A 17,310-nucleotide genomic window follows, 5' to 3' on the forward strand; every position below is an offset into this window, starting at 1 on the left:
AAATTCTCGTTAGAAATGCTTGTAAAAATAGGCCTCCAGCACGCCTGCATGCCGCCCGATATTGTGCATGCGGTACCCCGTTGGTACCCCTGCGCGAGAAAGCGCACGCCCTGCCGGGCCACTAAAGGCTGTGCCTGCGGCAACAGCGGCTGATGTGGTTTCGTCCAGCATATATTCGGCCGTAAAATCCACTTCGTTGGAAACATGGCGGCCCACGTTCTTCAGCCCCATGCCGGAGGGATACAGCAGGGAGAGATCGTAAAAATGCACACCCAGCTTAAGCTCATCCTTTTTACGGAACAGGTGCACAGGCGGCGTGCCTGTTAGGTCAAACTGATGCACTTCCAGATCAGAAAGCGGGGCCAGATACATGCCCACAATTTCACCCGGCCAGTACCCGCCATAGGTGTAGCGCTTACCATCATACAAAAAGAACGTATCGTAATTGCGCTTGACCGAACCTTCGGCATTCTTGCCGCCGCCAAAACGCGTGTACCGATAAAACAGATGCGGTTTCCACGGCAGCATGGAGAACGTATAGCCGGGTTCGAAAAACATGCCGTAGGCTTCTACAGATTTGTAGCCATTGCCTGCGTGGCTGTTCTGTTCAGATACAAAGTTTCCATAGAACGTAAAGTTCTTTGAAATCCCTAATGCCTTGACGGGAAACAACGTGCCACCCCAGCTTAAGGCCGCTACGTTCATGCCGTTACGATCTGCACGTGTAGAATAATCGTAATGAGATGACCCATCTGCATCACGCACATGGAAGTAGGTTAACGTTACATACGCCGCACGATCTGCATATGTAGACCCACCATGCCCACCGGGTTTGTTTTTGAACCAGGAGACATCAAACCCGACAAACTTGGTTTTGGGGCGATCATATCCGCGGTCAATGTCATTGTCGGAATTGCTTTCCAACATAAAGACATCCCCACGCACGGAATCACCTTCCAGCTTGATCACACCGGGGCCAGAAAACGCATATCGCGGGGCATACCACCATGCGCCTCTATCACCCGCGCTGTAGGTGCCTTTACCAATCAGAAAGCCATCATCCACCGCAAAGGCCTGTCTGCCGCCCTGCACTGTCAGAATCTGGTGACCGCCTGCCATCTTGAGCGGCACTTCTACGCCCAGATTGGCTTCTTCCAGATAAATGGAGCGCGGCGTACCCGATGTTTGAGAAACTTCCTCCGCATCACCATCACCCAGCGTGGTGGCGCCAATAGCAGAAGCCTTGCCAATAACGGTAAAGCCCCAGCCTGTCTGCCAAGACCCCATAAGCATGGGCTTGCCGTAAAATTCGCCATAGGTGCTGTTTTTATGGCGCACCAGAGCACCAGAGGATTTGGTGCCGTAAGAGCCGGCGCCAAAGTTGGTATTGGGCAGGAAAAAAGCAGACCCACCAATATCCAGCGCACCCTGAAGGGTGATACCCTTAATGGAAACGAGCGTTTGTTCTGCCCGCACCTCCTCTGGTGCGGCAAAAGCCGCCAGACCGAGTGCGACTAAAGAACAGCTTGCCTTAACAAACCCGCGAGACCCGCGACACACTGAAGTGGCATGAGAACGCGCATGCCGGACAAAGGAATTACTCATAATCAGCCAGCGCCTGCATGAAGTTGAAACCCAGACGCACACGCACAAAAAAAGCGGTAAAGCCGTTTCTGTACAAAAATGATATCCTGCATCAGATATGCCACGTGTAGAGGATCTCCTTGTTGCAATCTGTTACGGGACAGATATGTACTGCATATACACATCTCTTTTTATAATCATCACACAACAATATATGATATTCAAGAGATTATAATAAAAAATTCCAAATCTTTTTTACTTCTATATTTTGTATAATCAAGATGTATTGTTAAATAATAAAAAGAGTATTGTGTATTTCTTTTATGTATTCCAAAACAAAGAATGCTTACCATATCGGATGTGAAACAATAATTTCATGAAAAATTATCTTGCGGCATGCACAATGTACATGCCTGCAAGCGCGCGTGCGCCTTTAGTTGGTTCTGATTTTATACACGGTATGTATAATTAATTTTCTTACCAATAAAAAACAGAACGTATTTCTACAAATTTTTCATTTTATAATTATTTTTTATGTTAATACTTTTATACATATCAAAATTATCACACATTTCATGATGATTTCAAATGATACTTTAAATATATATATATCTGATTATTTTTAACGCCAAACCAGCAACACAGAAAATACTCTGCGCGTTTCCGTGCCACAAACGCTATATTTTTTAAACGAAAAAACTGCGCCCTGTTCCAATATTGTGTGAACGATCACAACAACATTAAAACAGGGCCGTCCCGCATTACTGCGGCATGCTGGGGTATTTTACGGGCACGTGCTCAGATATGCCGCCGTCCCACACACCGCCTTTAGTGGTATCCGATGTATCCGGATCTTCCACCTTTACCTTCCTGTCTGTCCCGCCATCCCATACACCGCCTTTAGTGGTATCGGGCTGATCCGGGTTTTTGACCTCAACATGTCTGGAAACGCCACCATCCCATGTGGCGGCAGAAGCACTCTGCACAAACCCGAGGCCAAGAACTGCGACACACATATAAAGTGTCTTTTTCATTTTTCTCTCCTCGTTTAACAAAACTGTAACAGAATGTATTTCTTATTTGTTCTTTTTCAACACGAGTACTGTGCTTTCTCCGTATGTCTGCTCTTTAAAAAGCAGTCATCACGCACTGCCCCGCCCATATGCCGGGCTGCAATATCGCCATAAAAAAAGGAACCCAAATGGGTTCCCTGCGCAGAATTTATGTTGTGTGGAGAAGGCATTTTGCGAATTGAATGCTTTTTCATCCGCAAAACTGCAATGCCCGCCGTGTAACGCAGACTGACAGCGCCAACAGCAGAGGCCAATCACAACCAATTGAAATTTCTGAATTTTAAGGAAATGGAGCGGATGAAGGGAATATCCTTGGAAAAACTCCACCTTCATATAACCCGCAGAAAACTGCCAAAAATCAGCAAGGACTTGTAACGTTTTCAGTCTGTATCTGTGCGGTTGTGAGGTTGGTCACACCTTTTTGCCATCAATGAGACAGCCATAACGGAGCAAAGCAGACCCGGCAAGAGAGCCGTTTCTTCTCCTTTGCCTAATTCACCAGAAGCCCATGCCCGAAGAGTGTTATAACAAGCATCAAATCCGCATCATCACACGAGAAACACCCGCTGCCGTCCAGACCTTCCCGCCTCTTGCCGTCCTGATTCCCTGCTCTGTGAGCTTTGCAGCCACTTGGCGCAATGATAGACCTTGTCCGGTCAATTCCTTCACCATCGGCCCCACCTGCTCAGCAAAGCCCTGTGCTGCTTTCCTGCGTGCTTCTGAGGCTGCTTGTGTGCCCTCCGCTGGATTGAGTGCAGGGCCTCCACGATAGCCCCCAAGCTTCACGCCACGAGCCTTTGCCGCTGCAAGGGCCGCTTTGGTGCGTGCTGAAATAGCTTCCCGCTCCTGCTGTGCCACCAAGGCCATGATGCCGACCGTCAGCCTGTTTGCATGAGGCATGTCAGCAGCCACAAACTCCACCCCAGCCTTTTCCAAACCAATCAGGAAATGAGCATCACGGCTCAATCTGTCGAGCTTGGCTATAAGCAGCACGGCACCTGTCAGCCTACAACGCTGCATGGCCTGCGTAAGCTGTGGCCTGTCATTCCTTTTGCCGCTTTCCACTTCCACAAACTCAGCCAGCACCTTGCCACCAGAGGAAGCCGCATAATCCTGCACAGCCTTCTTCTGAGCTTCCAGACCAAGGCCAGATTGCCCCTGCCTCTGGGTGCTGACACGGAGATATGTCACGAAGGTTGGCAAGTCCCGCATCACGGCTTCCTTGTGTTTCATCATCTGCAACGTTGGTTGTGCGGTATTGATACACACCCAAGCAGACAAGAAACCATGCACACTTTGGAATCGCTGGGATTCCTGCACGGCATGCCTTGCTGACTTGTCAGCCTTGCTGGCTCATAGAAGCTCATAGAAGCCCGCACAGCGCCCTTGCAGACATTCCTGCATGAATGACAGCAGACAAGAAGCAGACCGCACTCAGCGGGCATATATGAGGCTTTTAGAAAAACTTGAAAGAGGCCAAGAAGGTTCCTTGTTTTCAAATCACGGTTTCATGGTGACTTCAAAAAGGGGTATTAAAGCCTGCCATGCTGGTGGTGTTGGATACAAGACTTCCTCTTTGTCCACGATGAGTTCATGAGCCACGCAGGTAACATGCAGGGGATGCGTAAGATCATCTTGGAGATGCTATGGAGGCTCTATGAGAAGTGGTCGCCCAAGGGCTGACAAGGCCAGCATGTGGGCCATCTATGATGAGGCAGGCTTGAGGCTGTCTGATGCAGGCTTCCAGTTGCTTCAAGGAAAGCCTGTTGAGGGTGATAAAAGGAAGCCTGTTGGTCCTCCTCCACTACCCGGTGAGTTGTGTCTTGAAGGGGTTTTAGAGGCCAAATATGCGTTCGCTTAAGGTTTCATAAGGTTGTAGATATATACTAGAAGATACGTGAAAACCTTAACGTAGGTGCCATCCTTACTATAAGACATCTTAAAGGAGCCCTGAAAGCCCATATTGCTGAAGCAAAATCAAGCCATGAAAAGCATGATTATAGAGGCCATAAAGAGGGCCGGATAGATTTCATAAGGTTGTAGATATATACTAGAAGGTTTCTCAAAACCTCAACGTAGGGTCCAAGACTACTATAAGACATCTTAAAGAAGCCATAAAGACACCCAGCAAGATGGTATAATGCTGAAGCATAAATAATGCTATTTGGTGTTAATCCATAAAGACACCCAGCAAGACACCCTGCCAAGACTCTCAGCGATACCACCGAAGGTTTGCTGCTGAGGACACTGGCAGACACTCTCTATCATAACTCACAAGGCTCATTTCTCATGAGCTTCATAATCCAATTCAAACAACATGAAGGCAGGAAAGATCATGCCCACAATGGAGAAGAACACATGCACACAGAAGCATCACACAACCACCATGACACACTAAAAGCCCCCAGCACGGCCCCCAAGCCGCACCGAAAGAAACGTGCAGACGCTGGAAAGCCTCAAGGCCCCAAGAAGCCTCACGCACCCAGCAAGACCATTGCTCTTGATAACGGCACCACCAAGGTTTCCCTGCAAGGTCGGCACGGCAACGGCAAGCACCTGCTGGTGAGCACCCAAGACCTTCCAGACCTCCTCAGCTTCTCAGACAATGGCATCCGCCTGCATGTGGTGAATAACGGCACAGGCCGTCCATATGTCAGCATTCATGGCCACAAGGCTCAGGCATGGAAGCACAGCAGCAACCCTAAAGACCTCCTGACAGTTGCCCGCTTCCTTGTCGGTGAGACACACGGAGGGCGGCGTATCACTTTCAAGGATCACAACCCATTCAATTGCACACGCGATAACTTGGAAGTGCTGGTGCCTGCCATTGAACAGACCTTCACTATCGACTGGGAAAAGGCTGAGGCTGCACGCCACGCCAAGGCTGCTCAAGCACAGAAAGCCCTTTGAAGCCTTCAAGAGCCTCATTCTCAGGCCGCTAGCTGATAGATTGCCCGCACGCTAGAAACTAACGAAGGCTGACAAGCCAGCTAGCCACAGATGAGCCATATAGGCCCATACAGCCTCATATTTGCCCGCTGATAGCCTTCAAGACCTTCTCTGGTGTCATTCACCAGCCGGAAAGCCTGAAAGACTCTCAGCGGGCTTCTTTTTGACTCTCATCAAGCATTGCAGCCCTCACCTTCTCAGACATGCCCTTTTCAACCATGCCAAGGATGGCTTCTGAATAGAGAGACCAATCAAGCTGCTTTGCTGCATAGGTGTTTGCTGCAAGCCTTTCCGCCTTGTGTCCAATGAGGTGATCAATCACCAAATCAGTGCAGGCAGTCACACCATTGGCCCTTGCCACTTCCATGAAGGTTGAGAAGCATCTTCTGGTGCTGTGGAAGTCTGTGCCATTGCCTTCAGCACCCAAGACAGCCTTCCGATAGCGCAGGAAGTCCTTTGAGAACGTCCAGCCCCTTTTGTTATCTTCACCACCCGGAGGGCACTCAGGAAACAAGGGTGCATCCAAGTCATCTGCTAGCGGGCTTGTGCAGTCTTTCAGGCGTCTTTCCACAATCTCTCTTGCCAAGGGATGAAGCGGGATTGTCCTGACGCTGTTTTCCGTCTTGCTGACATCCTCAGTCACCTCAACGCCCCAAAGCTCGGCAGGATCAGCAGGCACCACCACACGGCCTCTTGTGAGGCTGCAAAGCTCATTCTGCCTTGCCCCTGTCAGCAAGCCCAAGCGGAACACATCCTTGATCATCTGGGCACGCTGTCGGCTGCTAGGCTGGCCTTTGAGCAGGAGCAGCAATTCATCATCAGTGAAGGGCCGCTTCTCACCTCTTGCCTTTGCATCCCTCTTGGCAAGCTTCTTCAAGCCCCCAGACATGCCAGACCAAGGATTGCTGTCACTCACCTCCCCAGCATCATCCAGCCACGTCCAGAAAGACCGCAAAGAGGACAAATACGAATTGACTGTGTTTGCTTCCTTGCCCTTGGCTATCAGCCACTCCCTGAAGCGCCTTGCCTGCCTCTTGTCCACCTTCTGCACAACACGCGCCACACCAACGCTGTCCAGATATTTCCAGAAGATCGTCAAGACTCTCCTGTGCCTCTTCAGAAGGCCGTTAGAGACCAAGCGCCTAGCATCAGCCAGCCAACGTTCTGCAAGTGGTTCCAAGGGCGTTTCTTGGCCCTCAGCAATGCCCATGACAGTGTTGTAGTAGCGCAGGCCCTCCGCCGGAGGGAGTTTTTCAGAAGCTTCAAGCACCAAGTCAGCCACAACGGCCCTGATGTGTTCCTTCTCAGACGTGGGAGCGCCTTCTGCAATCGTTCCCGGCACTATCCCTTCACATGGCTCATAAGCTTCTGAGGCTTGATCAATCTGCTTTTTATAATGAAGGCCAGCTTCTACAGCCTTCTCAGGTGCAGCCCACCAGTTAGGCACATAATCACCATGCAAGGGTGGAAGGTTTGCATCTGTCAGCTTGGCGTTGACTTCCTTCCTGATAGCCTCAAGGGCAGCATCACGGCGCTTCACGGCTTCCCGATAGTCACGAGTGCCCAAGGTGCGGACAATCTCATCTTTCATGCCACTCTTGGCACCAAAGACCTTTCCGACATCTGCACGTCTATCTTCAGGCACGTTGAAGCGGACAGAATAACTGTTCCCACGCTTCAGCATATTCCGCATATCTTCAGCACCCTTCTTTGTATCGAAAGGTGTAACGCTGACCCTGTAACGCACGCTTACAGACCGAGTAACGTTGCTATGAGGCAAGTGCTTGATTTCATTAGGTTTTTGGAAGTTGGAGCGGATGAAGGGAATCGAACCCTCGTATGCAGCTTGGGAAGCTGCCGTTCTACCATTGAACTACATCCGCATCTTTGTGGGGCGCACTATACCGATACATTGTGCAAAAGGCAACGCATCAGTTTTACTCGGCCTCCATTTCTGCACTTACCAGATCAGAAATATGGCCGATTTCACGCAGATGCAGCCCCTCCGGCGGGCGAGAACGCGTGTTGCCGCGTGCAATGCGGCGAGGCAGCACGGCACGGTCAAACCCCAGCTTGGCGGCTTCCTTCAAACGGGCATCAGCCTGTGCCACCTGCCGCACCTCGCCCGAAAGACCGACCTCACCAAAATAAACCTCTCCGGGGCTGGTGGGCACGCCACTGGCAGCAGAAACCAGCGCAGCCGCCACAGCCAGATCTGCCGCAGGTTCCGCCACTTTCAGGCCGCCTGCCACGTTCAAATATACATCCATGCCAGAGAGTTTGAGCCCGCAGCGCGTTTCCAGCACAGCCAACAACATGGAAAGGCGGCCTGTATCCCACCCCACCACGGCACGGCGTGGTGCGCCATCTCCACCTTTGGGGGCCAGCAGGGCCTGCACTTCCAGCAAAACAGGGCGCGTACCTTCCAACCCGGCAAACACGGCAGAACCGGCAATATTGCCCCGCCTTTCGGCCAGAAATAGCGCAGATGGGTTGCTCACCTCCTCCAACCCTCGGTCGGTCATGGCGAATACGCCAATTTCATCCGTTGCACCGTAGCGGTTTTTGGCAGCCCGCAAGATACGGAACTGGTGGCCTCTATCGCCTTCAAAATACATTACGGCATCTACCATGTGCTCCAGCACACGTGGGCCTGCCAGCGCACCTTCCTTGGTTACATGCCCCACCAGAATAAGGCTGAAGCCCCGGCGCTTGGCCGCACGTATCAGCTCAAACGCACAGGCCCGCACCTGAGAGACCGTGCCCGGTGCGCTATCTATGGTTTCCAGCCACATGGTCTGGATGGAATCAATCACCACCGCCCGCACATCGGGTTCGGCTTCCAGCGTGGCTACAATATCCGCCACGTTGATAGATGCCGCCAAGTCCAGCTTGGCCCCTGCCACACCCAGCCGCTGGGCACGCAGGCGGATCTGATCCACCGCTTCTTCACCAGAGATATACAGAACCCGCTCGCCCTTGCCTGCCAACTTGCTGGCGGCCTGAAGCAGCAGGGTGGATTTACCTATGCCGGGGTCTCCCCCCACCAGCACAACAGAGGCAGGCACAAGGCCACCGCCCAAAACCCGATCAAGCTCTGCAATGCCTGTTTGGGTGCGTGGTGGAAGTTTGATCTCCCCTTCCAGCGCCTGCAACGCCACGCGCCGCCCCTTACCACCGCGCACTGCGGCAGAAGATGCGGCCAAGGGTTCCACAGCCATTTCTTCCAGCGTGTTCCATTCACCGCAGGCATCGCACTGCCCAGCCCATTTGGCATGTACAGCGCCACAATTGGTGCAAACATAGGTGCGGGAAGGTTTTTTAGCCATCAGGCAAGCTCTTTTGCTGTCCGGTTCATCCCCCTTGATGTGGAATAAAACAGGAACAAACTCAAGGGCTCACCCGCACTGTTTTTACGCGTAACCCAATTGGGCGTTCAGATCGGCCATGCCGGATTTGTGGAAATATGCCTCAAACACATCGCACCACGGGTCTGGCTGCTGCCGGGCTTCGCCAGAAAATGTTGGGGTGCGTGCGCCATAGGTCTGCACAAATGCATCAGACAAACGCTGCGTAAATTCCGGATTGATAGCCTGCAATTTTTCAATGTTATGAGGCTGCAAATCACCCTGCTTCAGGCTTTCATAGCGCAGCACAATGCTTTGGGGGGATGTATCCGCCAGTATCATGCGGGCCATCTGGCGCACATGCTCCAGCCCCCGTTCATGCTCTACGGCCAGAAAAGCTGTTACGCGGGCATCGCCTTCCTGCTCACGCCAGAACTGGCCCAGAAAATCGTCTGGTTCAGGCGGGATCATGTACAGCAAAAAGCGGAACATGCTTTTCATGATATCGCGCAGGTTGCGCACAACAGAAAGCACCAGAATGCCCTGGCTGCGCACATGGTCTATAACATGCTGAAAATCGCAATGCGCCACAACATGCCCACCTTGCAGCGTGGCGGTTACCAGATCCAGCGGGCAATACAGCCGCAGGGTTTCGGGCATAATATGCACGCGCTCATCCGGCAGGCCGCGGTAATCATCCACCACATCCTCACCCCCCAGATGCAGACGGTGGGAAGGGCACCCTGCGGCCTTTAACGCGGCTTCCACATAATACGTGCCAGCTTTGGGAATGGTGTTGACCATAACCGGCGGCAGGCCCGGTGTTTCACACGTATCTGTTGTTATCAGGGTGTTAAGGTAAAGTGGGTATCTGCGGTCTTCTACCGTGCCTGCCCATCCGTTTCCCGTACGATGATACCGACTGCTCACCTGCCCCTGAATATTTAACAGGCACAGTTCTTCCCCATCCATACGCCATGTATGTTCGTTTTCGTGCTGATACCCATAAAGTTGGCCGTTGGGCAGAAAAACAACCTTGCCGTAGTTACTGTTGCAAGGAGAACCAAACACAAAAACAGAACGGGAAACATCATCCATAATTGAACACCCTCATATTCTACCATTTCGCAAAATGGCTGGGCGCTGTTTGCCACCTCTGTTCGTAAATTTAAACAAAATTTATTATTTGAAAACGCAATACCCCCTGCTCCACCACACAACGATGCTTTGACGAACCCGCCCGCACAGGTTACGGCTGCTGGAACTGCCTTTTTCACACTTCAGCAGGAACGGACAGTCCACACTCATGGACATGGTGCTTGATCTTGTGGCCCGCCTTGGCCGCGCTACACTTTCCCTTATTCGCGCGGCGGGGGCTTTGGCCCTGTTTGCGGCTTCTGGGCTTTCGCACATTGTGCGCCCTCCGTTTTATGGGCGAGTGTTTTTATCCACCTTTTTAGAAACAGGCTTTTTCTCTTTGCCTGTGGTGGCGCTTACAGCGCTGTTTTCTGGCGGGGTGATTGCGCTGCAATCCTATACCGGGTTTGCGCAATACCATGCCCAAAGCGCCATTGCCGGTATTGTGGTGCTGGCCGTTACGCGTGAACTGGGGCCGGTGCTGGCTGGGCTTATGGTGGCTGGCCGCGTAGGCGCTGCCATGGCCGCCCAAATTGGCACCATGCGCGTAACAGACCAGATAGATGCGCTTACCACCCTTTCCACCAACCCCATGAAGTATCTGGTGGCCCCGCGCCTGCTGGCCGGGCTTATTGCCCTGCCCCTGCTGGTGCTGGTGGCAGACATACTGGGTGTGGCAGGCGGCTTTACCGTAGCGGTGGTTAAGCTGGGCTTTTCTGCCCCCGCTTACATTACAGCCACGCTGAACTCCCTCAAGGCCATTGATGTAACCGTAGGGTTGGTAAAGGCCGCGCTGTTTGGGTTCCTTATTGCACTGATGGGCTGCTACTACGGCTATAACAGCAAAGGCGGGGCAGAAGGTGTGGGCTCAGCCACAACAGCCGCTGTGGTGGCCGCTTCCATCATGCTGCTGGCCTTTGATTACCTGCTGACAGACCTGTTCTTTTCACAATGAGCCAGACCATGACAGGCACCACGCCTAAAATCCGTATTCGGGACCTGCACAAATCCTTCGGCGCCAAAAAGGTGCTGGATGGTGTTTCCATGGATGTTGCGCAGGGCACATCCTTTGTTGTTATCGGCGGGTCTGGCTCGGGCAAATCCGTGCTGCTGCGCTGCATTCTGGGGCTGATTACCCCGGATTCCGGCGTTATCGAAATTGATGGCGAAAACGTTCTGGAAGCCCCGGAAAAACGGCGTGAAAAACTGCGCAGTGAAATTGGCATGCTGTTCCAGAACGCTGCCCTGTTTGACAGTTTGACCGTATGGGAAAACGTGACATTCGGACTGCTGGCGCTGCACAAAATTACTCGTAAGAACGCCCGCAACCATGCAGGCACCATTCTGGCACAGGTGGGGCTTGATCCTTCTGTGGGGGATTTATATCCCTCCGAACTTTCTGGCGGCATGCAAAAGCGCGTGGGGCTGGCCCGCGCCATTGCTGCCCAGCCGGATATTCTATTTTTTGATGAACCTACCACCGGGCTGGACCCCATTATGGGCGCAGTAATTGATGGGCTGATTGTAGATTGCGTGAAAAAGCTGGGTTCCACCGCTATTGCCATTACGCATGATATGGCATCTGCCCAACGCATTGGGGATGAAGCCGCCATGCTCTACAAAGGCAAGCTGATCTGGCAGGGTGCAGCATCTTCCCTCATGAACAGCGGCAACCCGTATGTAGATCAGTTCACCCACGGGCGGCGTGAAGGCCCCATCAGCATGGAATTGCGGCGTTAATCACACTTGGCTGCAATCTCCACTTGCCCGCGCTGCCCTGCAATGAGATAGAAAAAGCAGACAAAACGGGTAAGGGATATTCGGTAAGATGAAACGCGCGGTTCTGCTGCTGGCCTGCACCTTGGGACTATCCGCCTGTGGCATGTTTAGCTCCAGTGAACCGAAGCATCTGACCACAGCCGCACAGTGGGAAAAATACGGGTATCACGATCACCTCAAAACAGGTGATGACGACTAACCCCACCACGTTTCCCATACGTTAATTTCCACCCCTGCCACCATTGGATGGCAGGGCTTTTGCCTGTTTGAAAGTGCACCGCATTGCGCTGCCTGCACCAAACAGAAACCTGCGCACATTCCCCAACACCACCTCGCCGCTTGCTTAATGGTGGCGCAACCCCCTCTTACGCCGCTACGTTACGGACATAAGGGTTATTTTTTCCAGACACCTGAAACACAAGGTTTTCTGATGCGTTTGAAGCGGTTCTGTTCTCTTTTTCTCGCGTGTTTTGTGCTTACGCAGGGTGCCCTGCTTTTTGCCACCCCTTCCCCTCTTTTGGCAGCGGATACAGAAAACACCTCCGTTACCACCCCTGCCCCAACAACTCTTATTACCAATACTTCTGATATTGTCAGTAACAGCACGCTGGAAAGTATTGGTTCAGAAATAAGCGCCATTTACCAAAGCAGCCAGCAGGAAAGAACCAACGGCCAAAGCACGACCGAGCTTGCAGCCCTACTGCGCCGCGCCAATGCTGTGGCCACACAAACAGATACCCTGCAAGCCCGCTTAAAACCCTACCAAGCGGTTTATCAGAACTTTCTGGATATTCTGGGCAAGCCGCCGGGCAAGGATGAGCCAGCAGAAGCAGCCTCCATTACCGAACAGCGCAAACTCCTGCTTAAAAAACAGCAGGACATCAATTCCCGCATGACGCGGCTGAAGCTGTACCAAGTAGAAGCCCAGCAGCTTGTTAATGAACTGCGCCAGCATGGCACCGCCATACAGCAGGCCACCTTGTGGCAGCGTTTTCCCTCCCCTCTGGGGGTGAACTTCTGGTCTCAGTTTACCAGCAATTTCCATACAGACACCACACGGCTCAGTGCGCTGGGGGGAGAAGCCCTTGGGGTGCTGGGGGTCGCTTTTTCTGGCAAGCGCATCTTTATTTCGCTGGGTGGCATCGCACTTTCTGCGTTGCTTCTGGTGGGGTGGTTTTTCTCACACGGCATTATTCGCCGGTTGGTGGCGCGTGTTTTACCTGCGGGACGTATCCGCCCTATTATTGCAACCCTTTTGTGTGGTGTGCTCAGCCTGCTGGCATGGGGTTTTGCCTTCCAGATTTTCTGGAGCGTTCTGGCCTTTGATAACTCTGCGCTGGATGAAGATTTAACCACCCTTGGCAGCATGATGGGCGCGCAGTTTCCGCTGTGCGGGCTTGTGATTGAGCTGGGGTTTTGTCTGCTTTCACGCCATCCAGAATGGCGCATCTTTCCGATGTCGGACACCATTGCGCGAAATTTACGGCTGTTTCCCCTCTGGTTGGCAGCAGCGCTTATTATGCGCGGGTTCCTACGCTATATTGATACGCAAAGCGGCATTTCCATGCTGTCCGTCCAGCTTATGGATGGACTGTATGTGCTGGCAGTAAGCCCGCTGCTATTTGTTATTCCGCAGGAATTGCGTATTTCCGACCAAACAGACAACACCCCCAGCCAGCCCTCCCGCACGCAGTTTTTAATCAGTCTGGCTATGGGCATTTCCATTGTCTGCTGGCTGGCTGTTTTTACAGGCTACATTCCGCTGGCTTACACCATCATCTCATGGCTGAGCATGATGGCCATTAGCATGACGGGCCTTTTGCTGCTTTCCCTTTTGGTAACGGTTACGGCCAGCACGTTGTTTCCGGCCGGTGCACCCTTGGGGCGGCATCTGGTTGAACTGGGCCTGCCGCCACGGTTTGTAAACCAGATGTGCGTTGTGGTGCCCGGCATTGTAAATGTGCTGCTGCTGGCTGTGGTTTACGCCGTTGCCACCAGTGGCGGAGGGTTTGACCCGCAGCAGATCTGGCACCAGCTTTACTGGCTGTTTCATGGCCAGGCCAGCACCGATGGCTCCCATATCTCTCTGGATGCCATTTTGCTGTGTGCCGTGTTGCCGGTGGCTGGGTATTACGCCATCAGCATTTTAAAATCGTGGTTTCAGCAAAGGTTTTTCCCCATCACGCGGCTGGATATCGGGGCGCAGGCATCTATCCTGAGTATTCTGAGCTATGCCGCATGGATTTTGGTGGGGCTGAGCATGCTGGCGGTGCTGGGTGTAACCGTTAAAAGCATGACATGGGTTGTAAGCGCGCTTTCTGTGGGCATTGGCTTTGGCTTGCAATCCATTGTGCAAAACTTTGTTTCCGGCATTATCCTTATGGCCGAACGCCCGGTTTCCATTGGGGATGTTGTCACCATTGCGGGCGTAACTGGCACGGTGGAACGCATTAGCGTGCGCTCTACCGATATCCGGCTGGATGACCAATCCACCATGATTGTTCCTAACTCGCAGTTCATTACCTCGGCGGTTAAAAACGCCACGCGGGCACAAAAACCCGGTGTGTTCACCATAGAACTCAATCTGCCTTTTGCATCTGATCTAGATAAAGCCATGGATGTCATGGCCCGCACCCTTGCCACCTGTAAGGATGTGGATGAAAGCATGCGGCCAACTGTAAGCATGTCTTCTGTATCTGATGGTTCTGCCTTACTGATTGGATCAGCCAAGGCCATGTCTGGCACAGACGTAAAGGTTGTGCGCAGTGCAGCGCTTTTTGAAATCTGGAAGGCGTTTCAGGAAAACAAGATCCCGGTGACGGTGCGGCAGAACCTGATAACCGTTTAACCAGCACACCCTATTCTGCGGGCTGCCTGTATGGCCCGCAGAAACCAAGCCACGTTGTTTTCAGGAAAAACGCTGGCGCAATTTGTCTATATGCTCACGCCCTCGCCCCGTATTGGCAATAGAGGCCTGTTGCAGAACATGCCATGCTCTTTCCAGTTCGCGGTCATCCACATAGGCAAAACCTTCTGGCCGTGTGCGTAAAACGCGCTCCAGATTTTTCAGGCGCACAACCTGATGATGCACAAATGGGCTGGTATAAGCCCGCCCGGCAAACACCACGACAGACCGCACATTTTCCATTCCGGTAAGGTATTTTACGGCACAGACATGCCGATAATTCTGGTGCACGGGGTCCATAAACAGCCGGTACCCTACGCCGGTAGAATTTGGAAAACTCTGCTTCCACACCCCCGGCGTAGAGGAACCGGAAATAAAGCCATCGTAATTTTTGGTTTCAATAACCACAATGCCCCATGGGGCTTTTACAAGATGATCTATTTCCGTCAGCCCTCTGTCATCTTCCAGCAAAACATTATGTAGGGCAGGCCAACCCATATGTTGGAGAATTGCACATACTTTTTCTTCCCCTTCTCGCCCTTTTTCATGGGCATCAAAATACGGCTTCTCAAAAACCGGTTCTGCCGGGGTTTCATCTTGGGGGGCTAGAGGCGGCGGTAAGTGCTTTTCTGGTTTTTCAATAAAACCAAAAACCAGAAACCCGGCCAGAGCGAGAAGCCCCACAACCAAAGCAATTTTTACAAGCAGGAACAAGAACGCAAAAACTGTTGAAATATTCAGCAAGACAAGAAGACACACTGCCATTGCAATAATGGCACCAAGTTTATCCATTAAAAAATCTGCCCAATCTTATTTGTTCTTTTGGCACGCAGTTTACAGGCTGTTCTTGCGCGTGCATGCAGTGGCACATACGGCGCCATACAGCAAGCGGTATGGTTTTTCAAATTTACGTGGAAATTAGAAGGTTTTTACCAAAAAAAAGGCCCCAACATGGGGGCCTTTTCAACTGGTTTAGTGTTCCTGATGAATGGTATCCAAATCTGCAAAGCGTGTGTATTCGCCTTCGAAAAACAGATTAATGGTGCCCGTGGGGCCATGACGCTGCTTTTCCAGAATAAGCTCGGCCTTGTTATGCACCAGGCTCATCTTGCGCTGCCATTCATCCATTGCCACAGAGTATTTCTCCATGGATTCAAAAGCTGTTTCCTTGGGCATACGCTGTTGCAGGTAGTATTCATCACGGTACACAAACATCACCGCATCAGCGTCCTGCTCAATGGAGCCGGATTCACGCAAATCCGACAGCATGGGCCGCTTGTCTTCGCGGCTTTCCACCTGACGGGAGAGCTGGGAAAGTGCGATAACCGGCACTTCCAGTTCCTTGGCAATGGCTTTAAGGCCCTGCGTAATCATGGAAATTTCCAAAACACGGCTTTCTGGACGCGTGCCAACAGAAGGCCGCATAAGCTGGAGGTAATCCACCACCACAAGGCATAGCCCCTGCGTACGCTTTAACCTGCGGCAGCGTGTGCGCATGGCGGAAAGAGAGATAGCTGGCGTATCATCAATCACCAATGGTAGGCGGGCCAGTTCGTGGCTGACACGCACAAAGCGGTCAAACTCCTTCTGCCCGATATCACCACGGCGGATACGCTCGCCCGAAACCTCGGCCTGTTCAGACAGAATACGAGTGGCCAACTGCTCTGCCGACATTTCGAGCGAGAAAATAGCCACTGCCCCTTTGGGCTTTTCTCCTGTTTCCTCAGCCTCATCCATAATGGCGCGGGCCGCGGAAAAGGCCATTTTGGTGGCCAGCGCCGTTTTACCCATGGCAGGACGCCCAGCCAGAATCAGCAAGTCAGACGGATGCAGCCCACCTGTTTTTTTATCCAGATCACGCAGGCCGGATGTCAGGCCCGTAACGTGCCCTTCGTTCTGAAAGGCTTGGGCCGCGACAGAAATGGCTCCGCTCAGCGCCTTATTGAAGGAAACAAAATCCCCTTCATTGCCTTTTTCCGTCGCCAGTTTGAACAGGGCTTCTTCCCCCGCCTCAATCTGGTCCTGCCCGGAAAGGCCCATGGTGGTGCCAAACGCGCTGTTCACCACGTTTTCACCAATATCAATCAGCTGGCGGCGGATCCACGCATCATGAATGGTGCGGCCGTAATCTCCAGCGTTGATAATCCCGACCATGGAGGACAACAGCTTGGCCATGTAGGCCATACCGCCCACGCTGGCCAAAATGCCGGAATGTTCCAGCTCGGCCCGCATGGTTACGGGGTCTGCCAGTTGTCCGTTTTCAATGCGCCGGGCAATGGCTTCATAAATCTGGCCATTCACACGGTTGGCAAAATGCTCACCAGCCAGAAAGTCCGAAACACGGTCATAGGCGCGGTTGTTCGTCAGCAACGCGCCAAGCAGCGCCTGTTCGGCCTCCACATTGGCCGGGGGCTGCCGAAGGGTAAGGGCCAGAAGGCTTTCGTCCTTCTGGTTGGGGGTATCTGTTGTTGTCATGCTCACAACACCGCTTGTATCAGATTCGCGCTGCCACGTCCTGCTTACAGGCACATTTCCG

General features: G+C 52.4%; 13 protein-coding genes and 1 tRNA gene. 5 read left to right on the top strand and 9 right to left on the bottom strand.

Translation table 11 applies throughout. The annotated features are described in order from the left end of the window. Window positions 1–9: 9 nt before the first annotated feature. The 3 genes from FCN51_RS15880 to FCN51_RS15890 all read right to left on the bottom strand — a co-directional run bounded on the left by FCN51_RS15880 (window position 10) and on the right by FCN51_RS15890 (window position 3,848). Window positions 10–1,605, bottom strand: a complete 1,596-nt coding sequence (locus FCN51_RS15880) for a hypothetical protein (protein WP_003628469.1) — start codon at window positions 1,603–1,605, stop codon at window positions 10–12. A 740-nt stretch (window positions 1,606–2,345) separates the two neighbouring features. Then, on the bottom strand, window positions 2,346–2,618 hold the full coding sequence (locus FCN51_RS15885; protein ID WP_003629145.1) for a hypothetical protein: 273 nt from the start codon (window positions 2,616–2,618) through the stop codon (window positions 2,346–2,348). Window positions 2,619–3,191: 573 nt separating this feature from the next. After that, entirely contained in the window at window positions 3,192–3,848 is a 657-nt protein-coding gene (locus FCN51_RS15890; RefSeq protein ID WP_310257829.1) for a recombinase family protein, read from the bottom strand. A gap of 1,167 nt (window positions 3,849–5,015) precedes the next feature. Here FCN51_RS15890 and FCN51_RS15895 point away from each other — a divergent pair. Beyond that, on the top strand, window positions 5,016–5,567 hold the full coding sequence (locus tag FCN51_RS15895) for a hypothetical protein (protein WP_160256328.1): 552 nt from the start codon (window positions 5,016–5,018) through the stop codon (window positions 5,565–5,567). A gap of 187 nt (window positions 5,568–5,754) precedes the next feature. Here the strand turns inward: FCN51_RS15895 and FCN51_RS15900 are convergent, their stop codons facing one another. From FCN51_RS15900 to FCN51_RS15915, 4 genes are all read right to left on the bottom strand, one after another. Continuing rightward, window positions 5,755–7,290 (bottom strand): DUF6538 domain-containing protein, encoded by a 1,536-nt coding sequence (locus FCN51_RS15900; RefSeq protein WP_160256329.1) that lies wholly within the window; start codon window positions 7,288–7,290, stop codon window positions 5,755–5,757. 125 nt (window positions 7,291–7,415) lie between these two features. Continuing rightward, window positions 7,416–7,489: transfer RNA gene (locus tag FCN51_RS15905), tRNA-Gly, on the bottom strand. Between the two features lie 54 nt (window positions 7,490–7,543). Then, window positions 7,544–8,935, bottom strand: a complete 1,392-nt coding sequence (radA, locus tag FCN51_RS15910) for a DNA repair protein RadA (protein ID WP_004448875.1) — start codon at window positions 8,933–8,935, stop codon at window positions 7,544–7,546. An 84-nt stretch (window positions 8,936–9,019) separates the two neighbouring features. After that, entirely contained in the window at window positions 9,020–10,051 is a 1,032-nt protein-coding gene (locus FCN51_RS15915; protein ID WP_160256330.1) for a hypothetical protein, read from the bottom strand. A gap of 208 nt (window positions 10,052–10,259) precedes the next feature. On the opposite strand from FCN51_RS15915, the gene FCN51_RS15920 reads away from it, so the two are divergent. The 4 genes from FCN51_RS15920 (at window position 10,260) to FCN51_RS15935 (ending at window position 14,717) form a co-directional block, all read left to right on the top strand. Beyond that, window positions 10,260–11,045 carry an MlaE family ABC transporter permease gene (locus FCN51_RS15920; protein ID WP_003629138.1) on the top strand — a complete coding sequence of 262 codons (786 nt, stop codon included), beginning with the start codon at window positions 10,260–10,262 and terminating at the stop codon, window positions 11,043–11,045. Then, complete coding sequence (locus tag FCN51_RS15925; RefSeq protein WP_003629137.1) at window positions 11,042–11,830, top strand: ABC transporter ATP-binding protein; 789 nt, start codon at window positions 11,042–11,044, stop codon at window positions 11,828–11,830. Before FCN51_RS15920 ends, FCN51_RS15925 begins: the two co-directional genes overlap by 4 nt. Window positions 11,831–11,918: 88 nt before the next feature. Next, complete coding sequence (locus FCN51_RS15930; RefSeq protein ID WP_003629136.1) at window positions 11,919–12,068, top strand: hypothetical protein; 150 nt, start codon at window positions 11,919–11,921, stop codon at window positions 12,066–12,068. Window positions 12,069–12,299: 231 nt separating this feature from the next. Then, window positions 12,300–14,717 carry a mechanosensitive ion channel domain-containing protein gene (locus FCN51_RS15935; RefSeq protein WP_160256331.1) on the top strand — a complete coding sequence of 806 codons (2,418 nt, stop codon included), beginning with the start codon at window positions 12,300–12,302 and terminating at the stop codon, window positions 14,715–14,717. 60 nt (window positions 14,718–14,777) lie between these two features. Here FCN51_RS15935 and FCN51_RS15940 read toward each other — a convergent pair whose 3' ends face one another. Both FCN51_RS15940 and FCN51_RS15945 read right to left on the bottom strand, forming a co-directional pair. Further along, on the bottom strand, window positions 14,778–15,566 hold the full coding sequence (locus FCN51_RS15940) for a nuclease-related domain-containing protein (protein ID WP_160256332.1): 789 nt from the start codon (window positions 15,564–15,566) through the stop codon (window positions 14,778–14,780). 180 nt (window positions 15,567–15,746) lie between these two features. Beyond that, window positions 15,747–17,249, bottom strand: a complete 1,503-nt coding sequence (locus FCN51_RS15945) for a replicative DNA helicase (RefSeq protein ID WP_035362011.1) — start codon at window positions 17,247–17,249, stop codon at window positions 15,747–15,749. Between the last annotated feature and the right edge of the window lie 61 nt (window positions 17,250–17,310).

Source organism: Acetobacter pasteurianus (assembly GCF_009914215.2).
Classification (GTDB): domain Bacteria; phylum Pseudomonadota; class Alphaproteobacteria; order Acetobacterales; family Acetobacteraceae; genus Acetobacter; species Acetobacter pasteurianus.

Coding starts and splice junctions, on each gene's coding strand:
- radA (WP_004448875.1), bottom strand. CDS start 8,935: ATGGCTAAAAAACCTTCCCGCACCTATGTTTGCACCAATTGTGGCGCT.
- FCN51_RS15895 (WP_160256328.1), top strand. CDS start 5,016: ATGCACACAGAAGCATCACACAACCACCATGACACACTAAAAGCCCCC.
- FCN51_RS15880 (WP_003628469.1), bottom strand. CDS start 1,605: ATGAGTAATTCCTTTGTCCGGCATGCGCGTTCTCATGCCACTTCAGTG.
- FCN51_RS15925 (WP_003629137.1), top strand. CDS start 11,042: ATGAGCCAGACCATGACAGGCACCACGCCTAAAATCCGTATTCGGGAC.
- FCN51_RS15900 (WP_160256329.1), bottom strand. CDS start 7,290: ATGCTGAAGCGTGGGAACAGTTATTCTGTCCGCTTCAACGTGCCTGAA.
- FCN51_RS15935 (WP_160256331.1), top strand. CDS start 12,300: ATGCGTTTGAAGCGGTTCTGTTCTCTTTTTCTCGCGTGTTTTGTGCTT.
- FCN51_RS15885 (WP_003629145.1), bottom strand. CDS start 2,618: ATGAAAAAGACACTTTATATGTGTGTCGCAGTTCTTGGCCTCGGGTTT.
- FCN51_RS15945 (WP_035362011.1), bottom strand. CDS start 17,249: ATGACAACAACAGATACCCCCAACCAGAAGGACGAAAGCCTTCTGGCC.
- FCN51_RS15920 (WP_003629138.1), top strand. CDS start 10,260: ATGGACATGGTGCTTGATCTTGTGGCCCGCCTTGGCCGCGCTACACTT.
- FCN51_RS15915 (WP_160256330.1), bottom strand. CDS start 10,051: ATGGATGATGTTTCCCGTTCTGTTTTTGTGTTTGGTTCTCCTTGCAAC.
- FCN51_RS15940 (WP_160256332.1), bottom strand. CDS start 15,566: ATGGATAAACTTGGTGCCATTATTGCAATGGCAGTGTGTCTTCTTGTC.
- FCN51_RS15930 (WP_003629136.1), top strand. CDS start 11,919: ATGAAACGCGCGGTTCTGCTGCTGGCCTGCACCTTGGGACTATCCGCC.